This window comes from Sorangium sp. So ce185 (assembly GCF_051526825.1).
GTDB classification, from domain to species: Bacteria; Myxococcota_A; Polyangia; order Polyangiales; family Polyangiaceae; genus Sorangium; species Sorangium cellulosum_D.
The window spans coordinates 550971-575176 of record NZ_CP150316.1 but is presented as its reverse complement, the minus strand read 5'-3'; the positions used below and the strand labels follow the sequence as shown (position 1 = coordinate 575176).

The 24206-nt window shown below is 72.1% G+C and carries 17 protein-coding genes; 5 read left to right on the top strand and 12 right to left on the bottom strand.

Going from position 1 to position 24206, the window contains the following annotated elements:
- Positions 1–39: 39 nt before the first annotated feature.
- On the top strand, positions 40–456 hold the full coding sequence (locus WMF26_RS02205) for a precorrin-3B C(17)-methyltransferase (protein ID WP_437998965.1): 417 nt from the start codon (positions 40–42) through the stop codon (positions 454–456).
- A gap of 127 nt (positions 457–583) precedes the next feature.
- On the opposite strand, the gene WMF26_RS02200 is transcribed toward WMF26_RS02205, so the two are convergent.
- From WMF26_RS02200 to WMF26_RS02160, 9 genes are all read right to left on the bottom strand, one after another.
- A complete protein-coding gene (locus WMF26_RS02200) occupies positions 584–1015 on the bottom strand; it encodes a hypothetical protein (RefSeq protein ID WP_437998964.1) in 432 nt (143 codons plus the stop codon).
- Positions 1016–1537: 522 nt separating this feature from the next.
- Positions 1538–2716, bottom strand: coding sequence for an amidohydrolase family protein (locus WMF26_RS02195; protein ID WP_437998963.1), 1179 nt, complete (start codon positions 2714–2716; stop codon positions 1538–1540).
- Between the two features lie 26 nt (positions 2717–2742).
- The gene (locus WMF26_RS02190) at positions 2743–4968 is read right to left on the bottom strand and encodes a TOMM precursor leader peptide-binding protein (protein WP_437998962.1); all 2226 of its coding nucleotides are present in this window, start codon (positions 4966–4968) and stop codon (positions 2743–2745) included.
- 116 nt (positions 4969–5084) lie between these two features.
- Complete coding sequence (locus WMF26_RS02185) at positions 5085–5933, bottom strand: BMA_0021/BMA_0022 family TOMM bacteriocin (RefSeq protein WP_437998961.1); 849 nt, start codon at positions 5931–5933, stop codon at positions 5085–5087.
- Complete coding sequence (locus WMF26_RS02180; RefSeq protein ID WP_437998960.1) at positions 5930–10006, bottom strand: TOMM system kinase/cyclase fusion protein; 4077 nt, start codon at positions 10004–10006, stop codon at positions 5930–5932. Before WMF26_RS02180 ends, WMF26_RS02185 begins: the two co-directional genes overlap by 4 nt.
- Before the next feature lie 51 nt (positions 10007–10057).
- The gene (locus WMF26_RS02175; protein WP_437998959.1) at positions 10058–11815 is read right to left on the bottom strand and encodes a sigma 54-interacting transcriptional regulator; all 1758 of its coding nucleotides are present in this window, start codon (positions 11813–11815) and stop codon (positions 10058–10060) included.
- A gap of 288 nt (positions 11816–12103) precedes the next feature.
- On the bottom strand, positions 12104–13822 hold the full coding sequence (locus WMF26_RS02170; RefSeq protein ID WP_437998958.1) for an ATP-binding protein: 1719 nt from the start codon (positions 13820–13822) through the stop codon (positions 12104–12106).
- Positions 13823–13830: 8 nt separating this feature from the next.
- The gene (locus WMF26_RS02165; protein ID WP_437998957.1) at positions 13831–15786 is read right to left on the bottom strand and encodes a protein kinase domain-containing protein; all 1956 of its coding nucleotides are present in this window, start codon (positions 15784–15786) and stop codon (positions 13831–13833) included.
- 87 nt (positions 15787–15873) lie between these two features.
- Positions 15874–17775 (bottom strand): sigma 54-interacting transcriptional regulator, encoded by a 1902-nt coding sequence (locus WMF26_RS02160; RefSeq protein WP_437998956.1) that lies wholly within the window; start codon positions 17773–17775, stop codon positions 15874–15876.
- A 307-nt stretch (positions 17776–18082) separates the two neighbouring features.
- On the opposite strand from WMF26_RS02160, the gene WMF26_RS02155 reads away from it, so the two are divergent.
- Positions 18083–18925 (top strand): hypothetical protein, encoded by an 843-nt coding sequence (locus WMF26_RS02155; RefSeq protein ID WP_437998955.1) that lies wholly within the window; start codon positions 18083–18085, stop codon positions 18923–18925.
- Positions 18926–18979: 54 nt separating this feature from the next.
- Here the strand turns inward: WMF26_RS02155 and WMF26_RS02150 are convergent, their stop codons facing one another.
- The 3 genes from WMF26_RS02150 to WMF26_RS02140 form a co-directional block, all read right to left on the bottom strand.
- Positions 18980–19813, bottom strand: a complete 834-nt coding sequence (locus tag WMF26_RS02150) for a hypothetical protein (protein ID WP_437998954.1) — start codon at positions 19811–19813, stop codon at positions 18980–18982.
- Position 19814: 1 nt separating this feature from the next.
- On the bottom strand, positions 19815–20279 hold the full coding sequence (locus WMF26_RS02145; RefSeq protein ID WP_437998953.1) for an ABA4-like family protein: 465 nt from the start codon (positions 20277–20279) through the stop codon (positions 19815–19817).
- Between the two features lie 78 nt (positions 20280–20357).
- Positions 20358–21029, bottom strand: coding sequence for a TetR/AcrR family transcriptional regulator (locus WMF26_RS02140; RefSeq protein ID WP_437998952.1), 672 nt, complete (start codon positions 21027–21029; stop codon positions 20358–20360).
- A gap of 251 nt (positions 21030–21280) precedes the next feature.
- Here WMF26_RS02140 and cobM point away from each other — a divergent pair, with 251 nt between their 5' ends.
- The 3 genes from cobM to WMF26_RS02125 are packed head-to-tail and all read left to right on the top strand — an operon-like array spanning position 21281 to position 24152.
- On the top strand, positions 21281–22072 hold the full coding sequence (gene cobM / locus WMF26_RS02135) for a precorrin-4 C(11)-methyltransferase (RefSeq protein ID WP_020465100.1): 792 nt from the start codon (positions 21281–21283) through the stop codon (positions 22070–22072).
- Positions 22069–22629 (top strand): cob(I)yrinic acid a,c-diamide adenosyltransferase, encoded by a 561-nt coding sequence (gene cobO / locus WMF26_RS02130; RefSeq protein ID WP_437998951.1) that lies wholly within the window; start codon positions 22069–22071, stop codon positions 22627–22629. The genes cobM and cobO overlap by 4 nt, the downstream gene beginning before the upstream one ends.
- Positions 22629–24152 carry a cobyrinate a,c-diamide synthase gene (locus tag WMF26_RS02125; RefSeq protein WP_437998950.1) on the top strand — a complete coding sequence of 508 codons (1524 nt, stop codon included), beginning with the start codon at positions 22629–22631 and terminating at the stop codon, positions 24150–24152. The genes cobO and WMF26_RS02125 overlap by 1 nt, the downstream gene beginning before the upstream one ends.
- Positions 24153–24206: the final 54 nt, after the last annotated feature.

The following is a 24206-nucleotide window of genomic DNA, read 5'->3' as shown; positions in this document are numbered from 1 at the left end:
GTGCTCTCGGACGAGAGCGTCACCGCGGAGGAGGTCTAGATGGCACGCGTAGGGAGGCTGGGCGGCGCGATCCTCGCCGAGACCCAGGGAGAGTATTACCTCGTCGGCAACACAAAGGCTCCGGTCAACTTCCGGGAGGCGGGGTTCGAGCCGCCGGACGAGGCGGAGCTCGTGAAGGGGGCGTATCTGCGCCTCAAGCCGCTGCGCGAGGTGAAGGTGGCGGCGCCGGTGCTGCTGCTCGACGTCGAGGGCGAGGAGCTCGCGAAGAAGCTCGTGCAGCGCTTCGTGATCGATCGGAACGGCTCGGTGAGCGAGCGGCTCTGGCGGCTCGTCTACAGCCCCGACGACCCGCTCGACGACGCCGAGGCGCCGGTCGAGCGGGACGCGCGGTGGCTCGGGGACATCCCCGAGACCATCTGGCAGCTCGTGCGCGACAACGTGCTGCGCTGCCTCTGATCTCGGGCTCTCTTCCTCCGCTGCCGCCGGCGTCCCGCCCGGCCGGCCGTCGCGCTCGCTCGAGGGGCAGAGCCACTTCGGCCCCTCTGGGCGACCTCTTGGCGAGGGAGCGATGGGCGTGCTCGCCCTACCCCCTCGTGGTGACCGTCCAGCCGTCCGACGTGGACTGGCCGCCTGTATCGGACTTCACGTCATAAACGATCTTGTCGCCCTCGATGACGACCGTGATGGTGCCGTCGAGATAGCTGAGCGCCTGCGGCGACAAGGGCGTCACGAAGAAGCCCTGCGGCTTGCACTGCCCGGAAGAGACCACGCTGGGGAAGATCACCTTACCTCCCTGCGTGAAGGTGACCGCGAAAGCCGACGTCACATCCTGCGACTTGTTGCTGCCTCTGGGCGTGTACAGGACGTGGACATCCGCCTGGTCCAGGGTGACGTTCTGCAGCTCGTAGCCGCTGCTGTTGGCCACCGCGACCTGCAGGGTATTCGGGACGTTCACGATGAGGTTGCTCTGGCCGTTGACCTGCGTGAAATTGATCGAGACCGTCTTCGGGTCCACCGTGAGAACTGCTGGCTCTTGCTCATGATTAGCTGCTGCTCATTGGTTAGAGTTGCCGTTTGATCGGCGACCTCGGGTCGAGGCCGCCTTGGCCTCGACCGGGACACGAGGAGTCGGCCTTCTCCGCGGCGAGGAGCGCAAACGTCGCGTCCCTCGCCGGCGGTTCCTCGAACGGTCGATAAAGCCGGGTCGCCTCGATCTCCTGTCCTTGTCCTGTCCTCGCCTATTGCAGCGCGCATACCAGGCGCCCGAACCGCCGCGCGCGAGCCGCCGACGCGGCGATCGGCGCCGCGTGCGTGGGCGGGCAGCGGCCCCCGACAGCCGGCGACGACCGAGGCTGCTTCACCTGGAGACGCGGCGCATCACCTGGAGACACGCGCGGTCGCCCCCGGCGTCGGCGGGACACGCGGGCAGACCAATCCCACCCCGAACGGCCGGCTGCGCCCCCAGGTCGCGGCGAGCAATGCCGAGCGCATCGCCGCGCGCGCAATGCCCACGCGCGCTCCGTCCAGCGCCGGATACCTACGCGCTCGTCGATACGTTGGGATTCACGCCCATCAGGCCGCACGGGCTGTCCCAGAGGATCGCCCGCAGCGCCTCGTCCCCGATCGCGCCCCGCAGCGCCATCATCTCGTCGACCATCCCGGGCCCGTGATCGAGGTGCGGGAAATCGGTCCCGAACACCATCCGCGTCGCGCCGATCTCCCGCACCACCCGATCGAGCATCGCCTCGCCGGGCTCGAGCGCGATCCAGCACTGCCGCTGGAAGTACTCCGAGGGCGGCCGGCGCACCCGGCCGCGCACCTCGCCGCGCATCTGCGCGTACTCGACGTGATCGAGCCGCCAGAGCCAGTAAGGCAGAAAGCCGCACCCCGCCTCGAGCAGGCCCACCCGCAGCGCCGGGTGGGCCTCGAGCACGCCGCCCTCGACGAGCGAGAGCAGCGCCATCATCGCCTCCATCGGGTGAGAGCACGCGTGCTGGCCGAACCGCGTCTCGAAGCGATCGGCCCCCGCCGTGGCGACGCGCGCGTGCGTGCCCTCGTGGAGGAGCACGGCGATCCCGTGGTGCGCGCACGCCGCCCAGAACCGCGCGTGGGCGGGCGCGCTCAGCGTGCGGCCCTGCACCGGGTTGGGCCGGAGCACCACGGCGCGCGCGCCGTCGCGCGCCGCCTGCTCCAGATCGCCCGCCATGGCCTCCGGATCGTGGCGCGAGAGCAGCGCCGGGCCGAGGAGCCTGTCCGGCGCGCTCGCGCAGAAGTCGCCCAGCCATCGGTTGTAGGCGAGGGCGTAGGCGCGCGCGCGCTCGGCGCCGATGCCGTCGTCGTGGACCAGATAGGACGCGTACGTCGGGAGCAGGACGGCGACGTCGACGCCGGTCGCGTCCATCTCGGCGAGGTGCCCCTCGGGCCGCTCCGAGGCGGCGAGGAGCTCGCGGCGGCGCGCGGCGGCGAGCCCGAGCTCGATGTAGGCCGCCTCGGGGACGCGCAGGATCGGCTCGCCGTCCACGCAGAGGATGGGGGGCGTGGGCAAGAGCGCGTGCTCGCCCAGGCGGCGCATCCGCGCGGCCAGCGGCTCGGGCGGCCCGAAGGGCGCGAGCCGAGGAGCATACGCCCGCATCGCTGATGGCAGGTACTCCGCCCACAGGGCGACAGGCTCGGAGACGTGACGGTCGATATCGAGGATCCGGAAGCCATCTCGCATGCGCAGCTCCTCGGCGGCTATCGGGGCTAGACGAACAGAGGGACCGGGTTGAGCTCGCCCTCCTCGAGCGGGCGAGGGAGCCACCCCAGCGCGCACGGCACCTGGTACAGCCTCCCCGGGCCGAACCGGGGCCAGAAATGGCGCAGCCCCGGGACGATCACCTGGACCACGGGCAAGCCGATGTCGGGGCGGGTCTTGTCCACCGCGACGAGCTCCAGGCCCGCCTCGTCGAGGCGCCTCAGGCATCCTTCGATGTCGGCGCGCAGATCGGCCCCGCCGATCCGGGGCAGGCGCTCGGCCGCGACCCGGGGGAGATCCGGGCTCGGGAAGAGATGCGCGCGGCCCTGCAGCCGCTCGTGATCCCACGGCGCACGGCGCGCGCCCTCGGGATCGAAGAGCTGGTTCAGCTCGGTGAGCGAGCGCTGCACGGCGAGGCGCGGGTCGAGGTGGCAGCCGAACCCGATGGTGAACCGATCCTCCCGGGCCTCATGGGCGAGCGCGACGCAGGTGGGGATACCGAGGTCGTGCGTCAGGTCGAGCACCCAGACGGCCCAGCCGAGGCGAGCGTAGTCCGCCTGGAGGGCCTCGAAGTACGGATCCCCGAAGCTGTCGAGCTCTATGGCCGGGCGCGCGAGCCGGTTGTACCACCAGACCGCGGCGGCATCGCGCTCCACGAGCTCGAGCAAGGCCTGCAATACGGCCTCTTCGAGGCAGGTGCCGGCCGCCACGCCGTTGCTGCAGGGGCCGCAGAACGCGGTGCCGCTCTCGGCCGGGGCCTCGGCGTAGCAGTAGGCCAGCGGGACGTAGCGCCGCTCGCGCTTGCTCAGCGACCACGCCGGGGTCCAGTCGATCCGGGTGCCCGCATCGAGCGGCTCCGGCACCCACTGCCGGCGATCCGCCGCCCGCGCGTTGAGGCGCGCGCGCTCGCGATACTGCGCCTCGCTGAAATTCAGCAGGTCCCCGAGCGCGAGCGCCGCCGCGCCGAGCTCGTGCTTGCTGCCGCGGACGCGCGCCTCGTCCCCCTGGTACACGCCGCTGTAGCGCTCGAGGGCCTCGCAGAGCGCGCTCACCCGGGCCTGGTCCGCGCTGCGCCCCTTGCCGGCGCAGCCCTTGTCGAAGACGTTGGTGCTCGGAACGCCCTCTCGAGGGCAGACGAGGTAACCGGACGCGTACACGGCGCGGAGCTCGGTGTCCCGACCCGGCATCGGGACGAGGTGCGTCACGGCGCCCGTGATCGGGCTGACGAGGTGCTGATAGCGCTCGTAGGTCCGCCGCGGGTTCTGCCGGCGATATCCGCCGTCCTCGAAATGCGCCTTCTCGATCGGCTGCAGTTCGATCGGCCGCTCGCCGACAGCCGCCATCCGCGCCGGATCTCCGCACGCCGGGCACTGCGGCCTCCGGACCACCGCGTGGGCCGTGAGCTGGAACGTGGCCAGATCCAGGGCGAGCACCCGGGCGCTGAGCGCGTGGGGGGAGCTCGACTCGTTTTGGGCGAGCGCGCGGGCGATGGCCGATGCGCCGAGCCCGCAGGCGGTCCGGACGCTCGCCTCGGTGGCCGCCCCGGGGGGAGCGACGTGGCCCTCGTGCCCCCGGCGCCGGCGAACGAGCTCCTCGACCGGGCGGTTCTGCCGCATCCAGAACGCCAGGCAATCCCAGCAGGGGCCGGCGCCGGGCTCGAAGGCGGGCCCGAGGAGCGGCTGGACGCCAGCTGGCTTGATCAGGAACCAGCGCGCGCCTTCGCGCAGCGCGCGGCGGTTGATCGAGGCGAGCTCGGGCCGCAGATAATCGTCGGTCACGATCACCTTCACGGCGGCATCGCCGTCGATCCGCGCGCCTGCCTGTTCGAGCGCCTCGGTCATCCACCCGGCGAAAGCGGCCTCGCCCAGGGCCAGGACCGACACCGGCGTGCGGCTCAGGGCCTCGGCGGCCGCCCTGCCGTCGAGACCCACCCCGCGCCAGAACGCCGCGCTCTCGGACGGGAGCTCCGGTGTTGCGGGGACCAGGTAGCCGCGCGCCGCGAGCCGGCCCAGGGTGTACAGGGCCTCGGGCTCGGAGAGCCGGCCGGCCGCGGCGCGCAGGATCTCGCCCACCGTGCGGCGGCCGTCGACGAGCGCCGCCACCTCGGCGGTGCAGGCGCCGGAGAGGACGAAGCGCTCGCGCTCGCCGATCAGGAAGATCGCCCCGGTCTCCATGCGCTCGACGCGCAGGGTGGGCTTGAACGCCAGCACCTGGCTCAGCTCGAGAGGCTCCATCGTCGGTCCCGGTCCCAGCCATCAACGAGCGCGGGTGAACAGGGTCGCTCTGGCCGCGGCGCTGCGCCCCGGCCAGAGCTCACCCCATCGATCCTCCGCCGCCGTCGTCGCCTCCATCAGCAGCAGCACGTGAAGGGGTACTCCGCTCCCGTGGCGTTGTACACGGCGAGCGCGACGGGCTCGGCGTTCTCGTCGCTCGGCGCCGTGGGCAGGTAGAGCGTGAGCGCGTGCGGCCGAGAAAACGTCCAGTATGACTGGCCCTTCGACGGCGGGTCGCTCGACGCGTCAGGCTTGATCCACTGGGCCCCATCGTCGTTCATGACGCAGATGTTCATGTTCCAGGGCAGCCTGTAGCCGCGGATGGTCCTCAGCGCCGCGGCGCAGTCGATCAGGAGCATCTGCTTGAAGTCCTCGCTGGCCCAAGCCTTGGCGATCGCCGCGAGCAGCACGACCTTGAACGCCTCGAACCCCTGGTCGGACGGGACGAAACCGCCGATCGGGGTGCCGCTCTGAGGGCCGAGGGCCGGCGTGATGAGGACCGGTTTCTTCCCACCCGGACCGTACTCCGCCCCCCAGTCGTCGTCGAACAGCGACGCGCGCTGGCTGTAGTAGTCCGCGAGCGCCATGGCGCGCTCGGCGGCGCCCGTGGACGGGGCCGTGAGCGGCAGGTACATCGTCAAGGTGTCGAGCAGGTTCTTGGACCAGACCCACTCGTCGCCGATCCACTCGAATCGCCCCGGGGGGAGCCCGTCGCCCGCGATGTCGCCGCGCTGCGCGGACCGCCCGGCGCTCACGATGTGGAGGATGCACGCCTTCTGCCACGACCCCCAGTCGAAGCCGAAGTAATCGCGCAGCGTACCGGTGGGGTCCTTGGTGAGCTTGTCCTCGAAAGCGGGATCGGCCCACGCCTTCGCGATCGCGCGCAGGTAGGTCGTGCGAAACTCCATCAACTTGTTCATGCTCATCCATTGTCTCCTTCGTGGCTTTCGACCTGGATCGCTCGCAGGCCAGGGTGAAGCCCGAGCAGCTCGTCGAGCCGCGCTCGTCGTCGCTCGTCGCCCCCGGAGCGCTGGAGCAGCGCCAGCGTCGCCAGCGCCTCGACCCTCGGCACGGCGAAGCGCCGCGCGAGGAGGGCCGCTTGCTCCAGCGAGGTCCGCACGCCTTCGGCCGCAGGGTCTCGCCGCGCCGCGACCATCGCGCGGCGGAGGTGGAGCTCGGGCTCGTAGAAGTGCTCGTCGTTCTCACGGCACATGGCGAGACAGCGGTCGATGCGCTCGATGGCCGCGGTGAGCTCGCCGCGCGCCGCCTGGGTATCGGCGACCAGAGAGGCGTAGTACGAGAGGCCGAGCTTGCACCCGAGGTCCAGGAGGACGCCCACCATGGCCCGCGGGCGCTCCTCGTCGCCAGCCGCCCAGCCGTGGAGGATCACCCCGTATCCTTCGTAGGCGGGCAACCCGTACTTCCCGCTCAGGGCGAGGAGCTCTCCGGCCATGGCGGCGACCTCGCGCCGATCGCCGGCGAGCTGGCGGACCATGGCGCCGTACATCAGACAGAGGGCGATCGAGGGCACGTGGCCGACCTCTCGAGCCCACTCGAGGGCGCTCGCGATGAGCGCGAAGGCAGCTGTTGTGTCGCCCGAGAACCAGCAGAGCAGGGCCACGAACGACCTCGCCAGGACGAGCGAGTCCAGCCCGAAGCGCGCCCCGTGATCCCGATGCAGGTCGGGATCGTAGAGCTCGACGGCGCGCTCGACGGCGCGCCTCGCGTCCGCGTGGTCGCCATCCATGAACAGGGCGATGCCGTGGAGCGCCGAGGCGGCGGCGCGGAGCCCCTGATCGCCGGAGCGCTCGGCGAGGGCGACCAGCCCTTCGGCCAGCGCGCGCGCCGCTCCGCGGTTGCTGGCCACGTGATGGTAGGTGAACAGGAACCACAGCGTCGGCACCCTGTGCTCGCTGTCCTGATCGAGCCGCTCCAGCAGGCTGGCCGAGCGATCGGCGGTCGCCTTGACCCGCGGGTCGGCCCAGCCTCGAGTCGCCATGAGGGCCTGGGTCAAGACGCCGTTCGCGGCCAGCTCCGCCTCGACCGCTTCGGCGCCCGGCAGGGCGCCGGCCCACGCCGCGGCGCTGGACGCGTGCGCGATGGCCTCGGCGTAGGCCGAGCGCTGCAGCGCCTGCTCCGCGGCGCACCGCGCGTACCCGACCGCCCGCCCCTCCTGCTCCGCCGCCGCGTGATGGTGCGCGAGCAGATCCGGCCGCGTCCGGACCACCTCCGGAAACCCCTCCTCCAGCGTCTGAGCGATGCGCGCGTGGATCCGCTGCCGCGCGCCGGTCGACAGCGACTCGTACGCCGCGTCCCGCATGAGCGCGTGCTTGAACATCCCCACCGCCTCCTTGCCCCGCCGCCTGCGCAGCGCGAGCCCCGCGCTCGTCAGGCGCTCCAGATCCTCCGCCACCGCCTCCGGGCCGAGCGGGCTCGCGGCCGAGAGCACCTTGAGGCTGAACTCCCGGCCCAGCGCCGCCGCGAGCTGGGCCGTCTGCTTGGCGCGCGCGAGCCGATCCAGGCGCGCCGTGAGCAGCGCCCGCAGCGTCCCCGGGATCGCCGCGCCCGAGAGCGGCCGGGTGAGCTCGTAGCGATCGTCCCGCTCCACCAGGAGCAGCGCGTCGAGCATCATCCGGAGCAGCTCCTCCGCGAAGAGCGGCACCCCGTCCGCGCGGTCCGTCACCTGCTCGATCACGGCGGGAGGCAGCGCCTTGTCGCCCACCAGCCCGGCGAGCATCTCCTCCATCGGCGCGCGCTCGAGGCGGCTCAGCGGGAGCAGCAGCACGTCGGCCGTCGAGAACGACGGCGAGAACTCGGGGCGCGCCGTCATGACGGCGCACAGCGGGACCGCGGGCGCCTCGCGAACGAGCTGCTCGAGAAACTCCATCGTGGTGGGGTCGGCCCAGTGCAAGTCTTCGGCCAACAGGAGGACCGGCCGCCTGTCGGCCATCGCGAGGAGCAGCGACGTGACCGCCTTGAGCGTCAGCGCCTTCTGCCGCTGCGCCGAGACGTCGAGCGGGGCGTACGGCGCGCCGAGGGGCAGGGAGAAGAGCGGCACGAAGAGCGGCATCGACTCGGCGAGCGCGAGGCCGTGGCCGGTGAGCTCCCCCTCGAGCCGCGCGATCTTGCTGCCCGCGTCGGGCTCCTGGTCGAGCCCGAGCGCGCGCTCGAGGAGCTCGATCACCGGGCGGAGGGGGCTGTTCTGCGTGTCGGGCGAGCACCGCGCCTCCAGGAAGGTGGGGTCGTCGCGCACGATCCGATGGCGCAGCGCGCGCGCCAGACAGCTCTTGCCGATGCCGGCCTCGCCGGTGATGAGGCTCGACTGGCCCGCCCCCTCGCACGCGCGGCGCCACCGCTCCACGAGGAGCCCGAGCTCTTGATCTCGGCCGCAGAGCGGCGCCCTCGAGCCCTCGGGGGTCGGCCACCTCGCCGCGTCGCCGTGCTCCTGCCGGAGGCGGAAGGTCTCCACCGGCGCCACGATCCCCTCCAGGGAGCGGATCCCCTCGCTCTCGAGGTCGAAGGAGGCGCGCAGCAGCGCTTGCGACGCGGCGCTGACCGTCACGGCGCCCGGCGGCGCCAGCGCGGCGAGCCGCGCGGCGAGCCGCGGGGTGGCGCCGGTGACGAGGCACGCGCCGTCGAGGTCTCCCAGGTTCCCGTCGACCACCAGGCCGGTGTGGAGGCCGACGCTCGCCGCGATCCGGACGCCCCGCGCGGCGCTCGGAGGGCCGTCGGTCTGCTCGGTAGGCACGGCGCTGGCCATCGCCAGCGCCGCGCGGGCAGCGCGCTTGGCGTCGTCCTCCGCCGCGCTGGGGTAGCCGAAGTAGACGAGCAGATCGTCGCCGAGCGCCGCGGCCACGTACCCCCCGTGCCGGCGCCCGACGTCCGCGCAGAGGGCGAGCGCCGCGCGCAGCGGATCGTCCAGCGCCTCGGCGTCGGCGGCCTGCCCGGCGGCGGCGCGGGCCCTCAGGTGACAGCAGAGCGCCGTCAGCTGCCGGCGCTCGCCGTCGAGCGCGGGCGCCCTCCGCCGGTCGAGCGACCCGGCGACCGTCGCGGCCGAGGCGAGCGACCGCGTGTCCGCACGGGACGCGGTGCCGCCGGCGCCGAGCATCGCCTCGCGCGACAGGCCGCGCAGGCTGCAGGCCTCGAGCGCCTCGAAGAGCCCGCGGGCGGTGACGTCGCGCGCGCCTTCGTCCTTGCGGAGCGCGCGGGCGAGCAGGTCGCCGAGGGGGTGGCGCTCGAGCGCGGCGGGGAGCGGGACGGGCTCGGGGCCGAGCAGCCGGTAGAAGATCTCGGCCTCCGTGCCGCCGTAGACCGGCGCGCCCGTCAGGCACTCGAGGAACACGAGGCCCCACGAGAACAGATCCGCGCGCGGCGAAGGCTCGGCGCCGCGCCACTGCTCCGGCGCCCCGTAGCCCGGCGTGCCCAGCGCGTCGTGGCTGCCGGTCAGGCGCATGGATCGTCCGTCGTCGAGCGCGGCGCCGATCCCGAAGTCGAGCACCAGCGCGTTGCGGCGGGCGCCCGTGGGGATCACCATGATGTTGCTGGGCTTGAGGTCGCGGTGGACCACGCCCGCCGCGTGGGCGCAGGCGAGGGCGTCGAGCACCTGGAGCATCAGGTGCCGCGCCTCGGACGGCGCGAGCGCGCCCTCGCGCTCGAGCAGCGCGGCGAGGTCGTCGCCGGGCGCGAAGGCGAACGCGGTGTAGAGGGTCCCGTCCTCGATCTGCCCCGCGTCGACGAGCTGGACGATGTTGGGGTGGTGGAGCTGGGCGCAGAGCCGCGTCTCGCGCAGGAAGCGCGCGGCCCGCCTGTCGGCCTGCGCGGCGCCGCCCTGCTCGGCGAGGCGCAGGATCTTCAAGGCGATCGGCTGCCCGGTGGTGAGCTGGCGGGCCTTGTGCACCACGCCGAAGCCGCCTTCGCCGAGCTTGGTCAGGACCTCGTAGCGCCCCGCGAACGTGGCGCCTGGTGCGAGTGCTGCATCGTTTGCAACGTGGCGCTGCATGCTCGAGCTCTTCGTCGCCGGAGGCGCGCGGAGCGCGCCGGCACCTCTCCGTCAGGGCTCCCTGTCGGCGTCGAGCACCGCCAGGAGATCCGGATCGACCTCGCCCCCGAGCAGGTCCAGGACCTCGCGCACCCGCGAGAGCTCGCGGCGCAGCGCCCGGTGGTGGTTGCGGTTCTTGAGCAGCGGCTCCTGGCCGAGCAGCGTGAAGGCGTCGTCGCGGTTGCCCGTCCGCTGCACCGCCGCGCCCAGGACCATGCCCCGGAAGGCGTCGGTCAGCTCGAGCGGGAGCGGGGCGCCGCCGCCCCGGCGCCGCTCGGCCTCGCTCACGAAGCTGAGCGCCGCCCGCCAGAGCAGCTTGGCCAGCGCGCTCGGCTCGGCGTCGCCGTCGAAGGTGAGCGCGCGCTCGACGTGGCGCCGCTGGATCACGAGATCGCCCCCCAGGCCGCTCTGCCCCGCGAGCTGGAGCGCGTAGGCGCGCCGGACGATGTTGTCGAGCTGGCGCAGGTTGCCCGGCCACGGCGCGGACACGAGGAGCTTCATGGCCTCGGGCTCGAAGCGCGCCGCGCCCTTGCCGTCGGCCTCCTGATGGCGCCGGTTCAGCATGTACTCGGCCCAGCGCGGGAGCTCGTCGAGCCGCTCGGCGAGCGGGAGCAGCCGCACCGGCAGGACGTTGATGCGGTAATACAGGTCCTCGCGGAAGCGGCCGGCGCGCACGGCGGCGCGCAGATCGGCGTTGGTGCCGACGAGGAGGCGCGCGTCGGCGCGGCGCTCCCCCGCCCCGTCGTCGCCCAGCATCCGGTAGGCGCGCTCCTCGATGAAGCGCAGGAGGCCGGCCTGGGCCTTGAGCGAGAGCTTGTCGATCTCGTCGAGGAAGAGCGTGCCCTTCGCGGCGCGGGCGACCGCGCCCGGGTTGTCCTTGACCGCGCCGGTGAAGGCGCCGCGCTTCCAGCCGAACAGCTCGGCCATCTGCAGGTCCTCGGGCACGCCGAGGAGGTCCAGCGACTCGAAGGGCTGGCCCCGTCGCTGCGAGTGCTCGTGGCACCAGCGCGCGAGCCTGGATTTGCCGGCGCCGGTCGGGCCGGTGATGAGAATGGTGTCGTCCCGCGGGGCGAAGGCGCGGAGCAGCTCGACGAGGTGCGCGGTGCTCTGACCGACGACCGGCAGGAACTCGTCCGGGCTCGCCGGCTCGTCCGAGCGGAGCGGCAGCGCGCGGGCGGCGATGAACGCCCCGGCGATGCTGGCGAGGATCTCCAGCCCCTCGTAGCACTCCGCCCAGGGGAGCTCCCGTCCGACGGTCCCCCTGCAGCTCGCCTCGAGGGTGATCATGCCGTCGACGCTGCCGCCGGGCGCGCGCAGCGGGACGACGTGCACGTGGGTCGCGTCGCGATCGAGCATGCGCCTGCGCGTGGCGTCGCCGGGCACGCCGGCCGCCTCCGGCGGGTCGCGGAGCTCGACCGCCCCGTCGCGCATCCAGGAGCGGATCGAGGCGCGCTGGACGTCGATCGAGACCGAACAGCGGTGCTGCTCGATCCAGCTCCAGACGCTGCCGGAGGTGAGATAGCCGGTGCCCTCGATGCGCGCGCCGCTCGCGCGGTCGATGCCGAAGAGGCGCTGGTAGCTGCCCTCGGGGCGGAGGTGGACGACGCCGCGCAGGACCCGAGCGCGGCTGGCGAGCGGGCCGTCGGCGAGCGCCTCCTCGACGCAGGCGAACATGGCCTGGAGGACCGCCGTGGCTGCTTCCTCGAAGTACGTGGCCGACACGAGGCGCGGGACGAGCGCGGTGAAGATCTCGTCACGGGATACGGTCACGGTAGGCAGCAGGTAAGCAGGATAACGGGGGCGGGTCCAGGTGGAACGACCACGTTGGTGTCCCCCGCGGACGCAGCGCGTCCGGGCGGGACGCGAGCCCCCTCCTGGCTCGGAGGTCCGTCGCCGTCTCCTTGATGTTCTCGGACCTCACCCACCCGGCGAGGTTCGCCGGCGGCTCCGGCCGACCCTGGGGCGGGAGCGCTCCGTCCACGTGTCCGCTCGGCCAGCGTCGGCGCCGGCGGTGGTGGCGTCCGCCGGCTGCGTGGGTCGTGCGAGAAGAGGTCGACGTCAGCCCCGAGGCGGCGCGCCGGCGGCCTTCGGCAGCGCGATCACCAGCTCGGTATACTCCCCCTCCTCGCTGTCCACCCGCATCGTCCCCTGGTGCCCCTGCGTCACGATTTCGCGGCTCAACGACAGCCCCAGCCCCGTTCCGTCTCCGGGCGCCTTCGTCGTGAAGAACGGCTCGAACACCCGCGCTTCGACGTTCTTGGGTATCCCCATCCCGTTGTCCCGAATGCGCACCTCGACGCGATCGCCCCGATCCGCGGTGCGGACGCGGAGCTCCGGCGCATAGCCGGCCCCGCGCTCGCGCTTCTTCTGCCGCATCGCATAGAGCGCGTTGTCGACGACGTTGAGGAACACCCGCCCCATGTCGAGCGTCGCCATCTCCACCGGCGCGAGCCCCGGATCGTAGGCCGCGACGACGCGCACGTCGAGGTCGCCGCCCTGCGCCCCGGCGAGCGCGAGCCGCACGCTCTCGTCCACCACCGCGTTCAGATCGGCCAGCGCGCGTTCGCCCGACGGGCGCCGGGCGTGCTGGAGCATCCGCCGGATGATCGCGTCCGCGCGCCGGCCGTGCTCGGTGACCCGGGCCATGCTGTCGCGCAGCTGGGCCAGGTTCTCCTCGATCCGCGCGCGCCCCCCGGGATCGAGCCGCGCCTCCTGCGCGCGCAGGCCCTCGGTCACATCCTGGGCGAGATCGGCGGCGATGTCGGCGAAGTTGTTCATGAAATTCAGCGGATTGCGGATCTCGTGGGCGATCCCCACGACCACCCCGCTGAGCGACGCGAGCTTCGCGTCCAGCACGAGCTGCATGCGCTCCACCGTCTCGCGCTCGAGGCGCCGGTACAGCGACGCGTTCTTCACGGCGACGGCGGCCTGGCTCGCGAACGCGACGAGGAAGTCCAGATCCGGCTCGGTGAAGACATGCGACGCGCTGAGGTTGTCGACGTAAAGCACCCCGATGATGTCGTCCTTGGGCTTGAGCGGGACGCACATCGAGGCTCGGACCGACGGGGCGACCACGGAGCGCGCCGCGCCGAGGCGCGGGTCGAGCACGGCGTCGGCGAACAGCGCCGCCACGCTGTTGCGCAGCACGTAGTCGACGATGCTCTGGCTGAAGATCGGCTCGTCGTCCGGCGAGGGCCGCGACGTCCTCACCGCGCGCCGCTCGAGCTGCCCCGTCGCCTCGCTGACGAGCAGGATGACCCCGCGGTCCACGTCGAGGATCTGAACGATGAGATCGAGGACCTTGTGGAGCAGGGTGTCGATGTCGTCGGAGACGGGGAGCAGCTTGGCAATCTCGATCAGGATCTGTAGCCGAGCCTCCGCGCTCGGCCGCCCGGCGCGGCCTGGCTTGGTGTCCCCCACGAGCTCGCTGATCGAGGTGTGCGTCAGGGGCCGGATCGCCTGCGGCCGGAGCGACGACTCCGTCGGTGCACCGTCCACCGTGAACAAGAGGTCCAGATCGCCCAGCGTGATGGTGTCGCCGCTCCGGATCTCCCCGCGCTGGATCCGCGCGCCGTTCACGAACGTGCCGTTCTTGCTCTGCAGATCGACGATGAAGAACTTGCCCTCGGACAGCTCGATCCGCGCCTGGCTGCGCGACAGGCTCCTGTGCGGGATGCAGATCGCCTGATCCTCCGCGCGGCCGATGGTGACGGAGGCGCCTCCGATGAAGAAGACCTGCTCCTCAGGACCGCCGGGATTGTGGATGAGCGTCGGCACGGCTCGACCTATCGCATGGTGGTAGTCGTGGCGACCCGCACGGTCGCCTCGCTGTTCGCGGGGAGGGCGGCCCGATCGCGTCGCACCACGTTGAAGACGCTCACGGGAGGAGCGTCCGGCAGGAGGCTCCTCGCGCCGACCTCGTCGAAGTCGAACAGCTCCGGCGCCGCGTCGCGGACCGCCGCGTCGACGAGGATCTCCCCCGGCATCGCCGCCCTGGCGAGGTGCGCGGCGGCGTTGACCGCCTCGCCGAGCACCGTGTAGTCGAGCCGGCCGTACGCCTGAGAGCCCACGCTGCCGGCGAGCACCTGCCCCGTGGACAGGCCGATGCAAATACCCTGCGCGTAGGGCGAGCTCTCTCCGGCGCGGCGCGCCACCGCCGCCATCTGCGCGCGGACGGACACGCACGCGCTGAGCGCCCTCGACAGGTGCTCGGGCCCCTGGAACACCGTCATCACGGCGTCGCCGAGGAACTTGTCCACGACTCCCCCTTTCGCCACGAGCTCCGGGACGATCACCTCGAAGTTGGCCCTGAGCAGCCTCATGGCCTCTGCAGGCAGCTTCTCCTTGATCACGGGCGTGAACTGGAAGACGCCGATGAAGGCCACCGTGGACATGACCGCCTCGCTCGCGAGCGCGATGGCAGGCCCCATCGCCCGGATCCGCTCGACCAGCGCCGCGCTCGTGTACTGGCGGAGGATCTTGTTCTCCTCGTCCGAGCGGGCGTTCCTCCGCAGCTCCGCCACGTGCTTGACCGTCTTGTCGATGGTCGCCTCGAGATCGGAGCGATGGAGCGGCTTGAGCAGGAAGTCGAAGGCCCCCTGGTTCATCGCGCACCGGATGTTGCCCATGTCGCCATAGGCCGACATCATCACCGTCTTCGCGAACGGGTTCACCTCCGGGACGCGACCGAGGAACGTGAGTCCATCCATCCCAGGCATCTTGATGTCGGTCAAGATGACGTCGATATCGGGGTGGCGCCGGAGCTCGTCGAGCGCGACCTGACCGTTCTCGGCGAAGATGAACTCGTAGACCCCGTCGCGGATCTTCTGCCGGAAATGCAGCTTCATCATGAGCTGCATATCCGGCTCGTCGTCGGCGACGAGGACCTTGGTGGGGCCGCTGCTGGCCTCGGTCACGGCCGCGAACGCCGCGACGAACTCGCGCGCGGACTGGAACCGCTGCGCCGGATCCTTCGCCAGCGCGCGCTCGAAGAAGGCGTCGAAGCCGGGGAGCAGGCCGGGGACGAGGCTCGACGGCGGCGGGAACCGATCGGTGCAGATGCTGATGAACAGCTCCCCGATCCCGCTCGCCGCGAAGGGGAGCCGGCCGGTGAGGGCCCGGTAGGCGATGACGCCGAGCGACCAGAGATCGCTGAGGTGGTTCGGCACGACGGCGCGGACCTGCTCGGGGCTCATGTACGACGGCGTCCCGATGGTCTTGCCGGCCGCCCCCTGCGGCTCCTCGTCCGACCGCTCGAAGACCGTCCACACCACGCCGAAATCGAGGAGCTTCACGCACTCCCCGGGCTCCTTCCGGGCCATGAAGACGTTCGCCGGCTTCAGATCGCGGTGCACGATCCCCGCGGAGCTCGCCGCCTGGAGGCCGACGGCGATCTGCCGGAGCAGCGCGAGCGTGGCCGACGGCGAGAGCTGCCGCTCCCGGACGAGCCTGCCCTCGAGGTCCTCTCCTTCGAGGAGCTCCATGACGATGTAGGGGCAATCCTCGTCGATACCGTACTCATGTATCTGTACGATGTGCTCGTTCCGGAGCCGGGCGATCGCCATCGCCTCTTGCTCGAAGCGGTGCCGCGCCGTGCTGGAGGTGACGTGCTCGGGCGTCATCACCTTGAGCGCCACGGGCCGGCGGAGCGCCTGGTCGAGCGCCTCCCAGATGACGCCCATCCCACCGCGGCCGATCTCACGTATCAGCGTGTACTTCCGCGCAATCGTACGGTTCGACATGTTCATCGCGAGGTGGCGCGCTCCCGGCGGCGCGCGTCCGCCGGGGTGCATCGAACATTGGCAAGAGTAGCAATCAGCACTCAGGAATCAGCAAGAAGAGGGCCGTTTCACGCCCAGCACCTTCATGCGGTACGACAGGGTCCGCACCGGCATCCCGAGCTGCCGCGCGGCTTCGGCCCGGCTCCAGCCCGCGGCTTCCAGCGTGTCGTGGAGGAGCTTGGCCTCGTACTGCTGCACTTTCCCGCGGACCGGCCGCCCCGCTTCGGCCGGCGCCTCCTCCGGGGGGGGCGGCGCCGAGGAGCGTGACCCCGAGTCCAGCGGCGCCGCGAGGCCGCCGGGCTCTGAAGCGCGGCCCGCGTGCGATGCGCGCTCCGGCTCTGCCGCGCGCTCCGCCGCGCGCACCCGCGGCGGCAGGTCCTCCGGCTCGATGATCGCGCCGCGCGCCACCACGACCGCGCGTTCGATCACATTCCGCAGCTCGCGCACGTTGCCAGGCCACGCGTAGGCGCCGAGCAGCGCGAGCGCCTCCGGGGCGACGCCCTCGACGTGTCGACCGTTGGCCTCGCCGGCCGCGCGCAGGAAGTGCCGCGCGAGCGGCTCGATCTCGTCCCTCCGCTCGCGCAGCGGCGGGATGTCGACGACGACGCCGCTCAGCCGGTAATACAGATCTTCCCGGAATGCGCCGGACGCGGCCATCGCCTCCAGATCCCGGTGCGTCGCCGCGACGACGCGCACGTCGACCTCGATCTCGCGGCTCGAGCCGACGCGGCTGAACGCCCCCACCTCGAGCACGCGGAGGAGCGCGGCCTGCGCCGCCGGCGGCAGCTCGCCGATCTCGTCCAGGAACACGGTGCCGCCGTCGGCCTCCTCGAAGACGCCCTTCTGCTGCTGCAGGGCGCCCGTGAAGGCCCCGCGCTCGTGGCCAAAGAGGGTGCTCTCGACGAGGTCCTTCGGGATCGCCCCGCAGTTGACGCGCACCATGCGCATCCCCTTGCGCGGCCCGCCCTCATGGATCATCCGCGCGAGGACCTCTTTGCCTGTCCCGGTCTCGCCGTGCAGGACGACCGGGATGCGCGAGGCCGCCACGCGCTTCACCGCCTCGATCAGCGCGCGCATCCGCTGGCCGGCGATGAGCCCTCCCACGGCCGGGACGGCCGGGTCCTCCCCCGCGAGCACCGTGGCCGCAGCCGCGGAGGGGCCGCGCGCGACCGGGTGCTCGGGCGAGGCGCGGCGGGCGGCCTCGTGCGCGGCCGCGAAGAGCTCGTTCGCGCTGCTGCCGGCGTCGGGGTAGACGATGCAGCCCACGAGCAGCCGGGCGTCGCCGCCGATGGACGAGGCCGCGATGGCCTGGGCGATGCGGTCCGCCTCCTCGGCGCCGGTCTCGGGCAGCAGCACTTGGGCCGCGCCGGTGCCGTAGAGCGCCACGCGGTGCACCGGCTGCAGGCACGCGCGCACGACCTTGATCCAGCCCTCGGCCGTGACCGCCGCGCCGATACGCACATGGAGCAGCGCGAACGGGCGACGAAAATGTCGCGCGCGCGTGAGCTCGTCCTCCACGCGGCGCAAGAGCCTCTCCTCTCCCTCGAGATCGAGCGACTCTCCGCCGGCGCCGAGCGCCTGCACCCGCAGCGCGACGTTGCCGAGCACGATTTCATCCCCGACCGCAATCCTGGCGCGCGAGACGCGGCGGCCGTCGAGGAATGTCCCATTCTTGGATCCCAGGTCGTCGACCCACACCCGCCCGCCGGAGAGGACGAAGCGGGCGTGCTCCCGCGAGAGGGTGCGATCATCGATCCAGAGCGCTGCAGGCACGCTGCGCCCCACGACGAGCGGCGTGTCCGGCGAAAGCAAGCGTGTCTCGATTTTCCCGGCGTGGCGCCACATGAGGGCGATGCGCAGGGCCGCGCTTTGCTGCAGCGCCGAAGGCACCCCCGCCTCCAAGGTCCAGGTCGTCCCCGCGTCGTCCCGAACCGGTTCGCTTGACTGCATGTGACGCCCCTCGCCGCTCTCCATACCAGGTTCGTTCGACCGGTCCAAGCGACGCCGCCCGAGGGCGTCGCGAGATGTGGACAAAGGTAGGCACCGTGACAGTCACGACAGCCGACCTGCGGCCTGAGCGGATGTGACCGCTGGGACTCGACTGCCGAGCTCTGGACATTGGGGCCCACGGTTTGCGCACCGCGCGAGCGGAGCGAGGGGGACGCGTGCGGCAGCAGGGTGCCGCCGGCGGTCCAGCGCGCGGGTGGACCGCGCCCGCGCGGTGGACCGCGCCCGCGCGGCGGTGGTAGGAGGAGATATGGCGAAGAGGCGCGCAGCATGGATGTGGGCGGCGTGGACGCTCACAGCCGGCGGGTGCACCGCCCTCGTGGGGCTGGATGAGCGCTACCACCTGGTGGACGGGGCGGGCGGCGCGTCCAGCGCGACGGGCGGCGGGTCGTCGGCCTCGGCCACGGGCGGCGGGGGGGCCGGCGGGGGGGCCGGCGGGGGCGACGTCGACGTCCCGACGGACATCGAGCTGATCGACGACATGGAAGATGGCGACAGCGCCATCACGGAGACCGGTGGCAGGCTCGGCCACTGGTACAGCTACAATGATGGAACTGGCACGCAAACTCCCCCGGTCTACACCGAGGAGATGCCCGTCGGCTTCATCCCGGAGGCGCTCATGCCGCCGCGCGGCGAGAGCACGAGGGCGATGCACACGTTCGGGTCCGGCTTCACGGAGTGGGGTGCCGGGATCGGCTTCGCGCTGAACGGCGAGGACATGCAGATGTTCCCCTACGACGCGTCTGCGTTCGCCGGTATCGTCTTCTGGGCCAGGCTCGGCGACGCGGGCGCCGAGGCGACCATGAAGGTCAACGTCTCGGACAGGGTCTCGGAGCCCGCGGGCGGGATCTGCGATGAAGCGGCGGGCGCGGGCGAGCCCAACCGGTGCTTCGATCACTGGTTCTACACCGCGCACCTCGGCACGGAGTGGGCCGAGGTCGTCATCCCCTTCGACGAGCTCACGCGCGAGGGCTTTGGCGCCGAGCCCGAGGCCCCGGCCCTCGACCGCGCAGGGCTCTACGTGATCGAGTTCCGGTTCGCGCAGGACCAGGATTTCGACGTCTACGTCGACGACGTCGCCTTCTACAGGTGATCGCCGGCGTCGGCGCCTCGAAGCGCGGGACCGCCGTCGTCCTTGGCGCGCGCGCTACATGCGAATCAGCGGCTGCCCCGCGAGCGCCATGAGGAAGAGCCCCAGCGCGACGACGCCGTAGACGACGCCGAACGCGATGACCCACCGCACCGCCCGCCGGGTGCGCGACGCCGACCCCGACGCCCGCGCCGACAGCCAGGCTCCGAACAGCGGGACGGCCTGCAGCGCGTGCATCCCGAAGAAGTGCGCCGCGCGCAGGTCGCCGCCTCGCGTGCTCCAGTCGACGATGGGGAGCCCGGGCCCGCCGTCCGCGACGCCGACGCTGTGCGCGTTCTGCCCCGACATGAAGCCGCCTTCCGCGCACGCCAGCATGAACAGGAGAAAGCCCAGCCGGATGCCCCAGAGATAGGGCGCGGGCAGCGGAGGTCGCGTCGTCCAGAACCTGGACGCGAGGTACCCCGCGAGCCCCGTGTTCACCAGGATGGCGATGCCCATGAGCGCGAACACCGCCCCGTCGAACAGCGACGATTGGTTGAAGTGCGACGCCACGCCCCGCGCCGCCTGCATAACGATCGCGAGCATCTCGAAGCTCACCATCGCCACCGTGCCCCAGACGACGGCCCGCCGCCCTCTCGGCGGGAGCGCGACGTCGCCGACGAGCCAGTTGATCGTCAGCAGGTAGATGGCGATCGAGGCGGCGAATTTCGCCGGCTTGATCCACGGGTTCAACCCCGTCACGAGGCGCGCGTCGAGCGGGGCGACGCCGAGCAGCAGGACGAGCAGCGCGACGTGGACGGCGGCCGCCGTGAACAAGACCGGGCTTCGCCGGAGGAGCTCCTCGATCGGGCGAGGGAGCTGGAGAGAGGTGTGCAGCGATCGCGCGCTCATCTCAGGCCTCCTCGGCGCGGAGGCTCGCCGCGATCCCGCCGCGGGCGCGCGCCGAGCGCTCGGCCACGGCGCGCACGGCGAGGTAGAGCGCGAACCCCATCGGGCCGAGCATGAGCGTCAGGTAGAGCACGGGGGCCATGATCCAGGGCGAGATCCCGCGATCGCGGCTGTCGAGGTACACCCACCGGCCCACGAAGAGATCGAAGGCGAGGAAGTGGACCCAGCCGATGGTGGCGCCGGCCGGCGAGCCGAGCAGCGAGGCGACCGCCGCGAGGCTCGGTCGGTTGACGATCGGCAGCACCTCGCCGACGACCGGGAGGACGAGCGCCGTATAGAGCAGCGCGGGCGCGACGATCACGAGCGGCGACTCCATGATCCGCCGCGTCCAGCGAGAGCGCGGCAGAAAGATCATCAAGGCCCAGAACGGTAGTACGAGGAAGCCACTCAGACCAAAGACTCGATCCATCACACCCTCCATCGACGAAAAAGTAACGTCGAAATCATTCGTAACAGTGTTAACTTTGCGAGAAAAAAAAGAGAGCGGTCAGGGGCGCAGGCCTCGAACCATCATCTTCATGGCGATCCCCATGGTCCGATCGACGTCATCGGGGCCGAAGCGGCCGCCGTTGGCCAGGGCGAGGGAGGCGATCCCGTGGACCAGGGCCCAGACCACCTGGCTGTGGCGCTCGACGTCGCCGCGCTCTATCGCGCCGGCATCCATCGCGGACGCGACCGCTTTTTGCAGCACGTCGAACGACCCGACCATCGGCTGCTGCTGCTCCTTCCGCTGGTCGAAGACGAAGTCGAACCGCTGCATGAACATCAGCCGGTAGTGCACCGGGTTCTGCATGCCGAACCGAACGTACGCGGCGCCGAGCGCCACGATCCGCTCGATCGGGTCCGCCGTGCTCTCGGCCGCCGCGACGAGCTCTCGTTGGAACTCGGTGAAGCCCTCGTGGACGATGGCGAACAGGAGATCGTCCTTGTTCTCGTAATAGCGGTAGATCGTCGTCGCCGAGTAGCCGATGCGCTCGGCCACCTGGCGCATCGAGAACGCCTCGTACCCCTGCTCCAGAAACAGCTCGCCCGCCGCCGCCAGGATCGCGCCCCGCAGGTTCTCTTTCTGCTGCTCGCGGCGCTGCAAGCTCGACGCCTGCAGGCGCTCCGCCTGGGTCGCGCCGCCGGTCTTCGTGGTCTTCACGCGCGTGCTCGCCATGTCCGTGTCGTGTGGCCGCTGGGCGGCGACGCAGGCCCCCGCGCCGCCAGTCCGTAACAGTGTTACTTTGTATAACAGTGAACCAACCGCGGTCAAGGATCTTTCTCGGCGACGCGGGCGGAGCTGCGCCCGCGGTGGCGCGACCGGAGGCTCCACGATGAGCCCTGGCGTTCGCCGCGCGTTCGCTCTAGCTTCGCGCGCCCGCAGTCCCCGGCGCGACCGCCGGCGCACGACACGAGGAGAGAACCCCCATGCGCGTCTACATCATCGGCGCGGGCCCGGGCGATCCCGGGCTCATCACGGTCCGCGGCGCCGAGCTCGTCGCCCGCTGCCCGGTCGTCATGTACACGGGCTCCCTCGTCCCGCGGGAGATCGTGGCGTCCGCGCGGCCGGACGCCCGGGTCATCGACTCGTCGGGCATGACCCTCGACCAGATCGTGGAGGTCTTCGTCGAGGCCAGGGACGCGGGGCACGACGTGGCGCGCGTGCACACGGGCGATCCGGTCCTGTTCGGGTCGACGGCCGAGCAGATGCGCCGGATGGAGGCGCTCGGGATCCCCTACGAGATCGTCCCCGGCGTCTCGTCGTTCACCGCGGCCGCCGCGGCGCTCGGGCGCGAGCTCACGCTGCCCGAGCTCTCGCAGACCGTGATCCTGACGCGCGCCGAGGGGCGCACGCCGGTGCCGCCCGCCGAGCGGCTCGAGGAGCTCGCGCGCCACCAGGCGACGCTCTGCCTGTTCCTCAGCATCACCCTGCTCAAGGACGTGACCGCGGCGCTCATCCCGTCCTACGGCGCCGACTGCCCGGTCGCCGTGGTGCACAAGGCGAGCTGCCCCGATCAGAAGATCGTGACGGGCACGCTCGCCGACATCCGGGAGAAGGTGCGGGCCGAGGGGATCAAGAGCCAGTCGATGATCCTCGTGGGCCGGGTGCTCACGTCCACGGATTTCGCCGACTCGCGGCTCTACGATCCGGAGTTCAGCCACCGCTTCCGCAAGGCCGAGAAGGCGCGCGCGCCCCGCCCGGCGGAGGAGGGCTCGTGAGCGCGGAGCAAGGGGCCGGGGCGGGCGCGGCGGCGGCGGGCCGACGAGGGCTCGTCATCGTCTATACCGGCCACGGCAAGGGCAAGACGACGGCCGCGCTCGGGATGGTGTTCCGGGCGCTCGGCCGGGGCATGCGCGTCGCCGTGGTGCAGTTCATCAAGGGGAAATGGAAGACGGGAGAGCGCCTGTTCGCCGAGACGCTCCCCGGGCTGACCTTCCTCGTGATGGGGCGCGGCTTCACCTGGGAGAGCGACGACCTCTCGCGCGACAAGGCGGCGGCGCGCGCGGCCTTCCAGGAGGCCGCGGCGCTCATCGGGGGCGGCGAGCAGGACATCGTGGTGCTCGACGAGATCACGTACGCGCTGCACTACGGCTTCATCGCGGAGGACGAGCTCCTCGCGGCGCTGCGCGCGAGGCCCCCGCACGTGCACGTCGTGATCACCGGCAGGAACGCCCCCGACGCGCTGGTCGCGCTCGCCGATCTGGTGACCGAGATGCGGCCGGTGAAGCACCCGTTCGACCAGGGGATGAAGGCCCAGATCGGAGTCGATTTCTGATGTCCCCGGCCATCCCCCGGCTCGTCGTCGCCGGCACGGCGAGCGGCGTCGGGAAGACGACCGCCACCGTGGCGATCGCGCGCGCGCTCCGCGCCCGCGGCCTCCGGGTCGCCCTGTTCAAGTGCGGGCCCGACTACCTCGATCCGACGTACCACGGCCGCGCCGTCGCCGGGACGTCGCACAACCTCGACGGCTGGATGATGGGCCGGGACGCGGTCCTGTCGACGTTCGCGGCGGAGGCCGCGGGCGCCGACGTGGCGCTGATCGAGGGGGTGATGGGGCTGTTCGACGGGGCGAGCCCGACCGGGGAGGAGGGCTCGACGGCGGAGATCGCGAAGTGGCTCGAGGCGCCGGTCGCGCTCGTGGTCGACGCGTCCGGGATGGCCCGCAGCGTCGCGGCGCTGGTGCAGGGCTTCGCGGGCTTCGATCCGGCGCTCCGCGTGGCGGCGGTCGTGTGCAACCAGGTCGGCAGCCGGGGGCACCTCGACATCCTCCGACAGGCGCAGCGCTCGCCGCCGGTGATCGGCGGCTTGCCGCGCGACCAGGCGCAGCGCTTCCCCGAGCGGCACCTCGGCCTGCGGACGGCCGACGAGGCCGCGATCCCCGAGGAGCGCTTCGATCACTGGGGCGCGCAGGCCGAGGCGTGGATCGGGCTCGACGCGCTGCTGGAGATCGCGCGCGGGGCTCCGGCCTTGCCGGCGGCCTCCGATGCGGCGACGTCGGCGGCCGCGCCGGCCGCATCCGACCCGACGGCGGCGACGGCCGGCGCTGCCGCCGCCGGGGCAGCGCCGCGCCGGGCGCGCATCGGCGTGGCGTTCGACGAGGCGTTCCACTTCTACTACGCGGACAACCTGCGCCGCCTGGAGGCGGCGGGGGCGGAGCTCGTGCGGTTCTCGCCGATCCGCGACGCGCGCTTGCCCGACGTCGACGCGCTCTACCTCGGCGGCGGCTACCCCGAGGTGCACGCGGAGCGCCTGACCGAGAACGCCGCCCTGCGCGCCGAGATCCGCGCCTTCGCCGGCGGCGGGGGCCCGATCTACGCCGAGTGCGGCGGGCTCATGTACCTGACCGAGGCGATCCGCACGCTCGACGGCCGCGCGCACCCCATGGTCGGGCTCGTGCCGGCCGAGGCCGTGATGTGCGAGAAGCTGCAGGCGCTCGGCTACGTCGAGGTCGAGACGCAGGCGCGCACGATCCTCGGCGGCGCGGGGCTGCGCTTCCGCGGGCACCAGTTCCGCTACTCCGAGCTCCGCCCCGCGGCGACCGCGACGCCACCCTCGCCCGGCGCTGAGGCGCCCTTGCCGATCGAGCACGCCTACTCGGTGCGGCGCCGGCGCGGCGGCCAGGTCGCGCGCGAGGGGTACCGCGCGCAGGGCGTCCTCGCCTCCTACGTGCACGCACACTGGGCCTCGAACCCGCTCGTCCCCGAGGGGCTCGTGGCGAGCGCCGCCGCGCACCGGAAGGAGCGGGTGGTGGCCGGATTTGAACATGAAGGCGGGAAGGCGGGAAGAAAAGATCAATGATCTTCCTGCCTTCCCGCCTTCATGTGAATCACTCCGGGGCAAATTGGGCCACCA

Coding starts and splice junctions, on each gene's coding strand:
- WMF26_RS02205 (WP_437998965.1), top strand. CDS start 40: ATGGCACGCGTAGGGAGGCTGGGCGGCGCGATCCTCGCCGAGACCCAG.
- WMF26_RS02195 (WP_437998963.1), bottom strand. CDS start 2,716: ATGCGAGATGGCTTCCGGATCCTCGATATCGACCGTCACGTCTCCGAG.
- WMF26_RS02190 (WP_437998962.1), bottom strand. CDS start 4,968: ATGGAGCCTCTCGAGCTGAGCCAGGTGCTGGCGTTCAAGCCCACCCTG.
- WMF26_RS02185 (WP_437998961.1), bottom strand. CDS start 5,933: ATGAGCATGAACAAGTTGATGGAGTTTCGCACGACCTACCTGCGCGCG.
- WMF26_RS02180 (WP_437998960.1), bottom strand. CDS start 10,006: ATGCAGCGCCACGTTGCAAACGATGCAGCACTCGCACCAGGCGCCACG.
- WMF26_RS02165 (WP_437998957.1), bottom strand. CDS start 15,786: ATGTCGAACCGTACGATTGCGCGGAAGTACACGCTGATACGTGAGATC.
- WMF26_RS02160 (WP_437998956.1), bottom strand. CDS start 17,775: ATGCAGTCAAGCGAACCGGTTCGGGACGACGCGGGGACGACCTGGACC.
- WMF26_RS02155 (WP_437998955.1), top strand. CDS start 18,083: ATGGCGAAGAGGCGCGCAGCATGGATGTGGGCGGCGTGGACGCTCACA.
- WMF26_RS02150 (WP_437998954.1), bottom strand. CDS start 19,813: ATGAGCGCGCGATCGCTGCACACCTCTCTCCAGCTCCCTCGCCCGATC.
- WMF26_RS02145 (WP_437998953.1), bottom strand. CDS start 20,279: ATGGATCGAGTCTTTGGTCTGAGTGGCTTCCTCGTACTACCGTTCTGG.
- WMF26_RS02140 (WP_437998952.1), bottom strand. CDS start 21,029: ATGGCGAGCACGCGCGTGAAGACCACGAAGACCGGCGGCGCGACCCAG.
- cobM (WP_020465100.1), top strand. CDS start 21,281: ATGCGCGTCTACATCATCGGCGCGGGCCCGGGCGATCCCGGGCTCATC.
- WMF26_RS02125 (WP_437998950.1), top strand. CDS start 22,629: ATGTCCCCGGCCATCCCCCGGCTCGTCGTCGCCGGCACGGCGAGCGGC.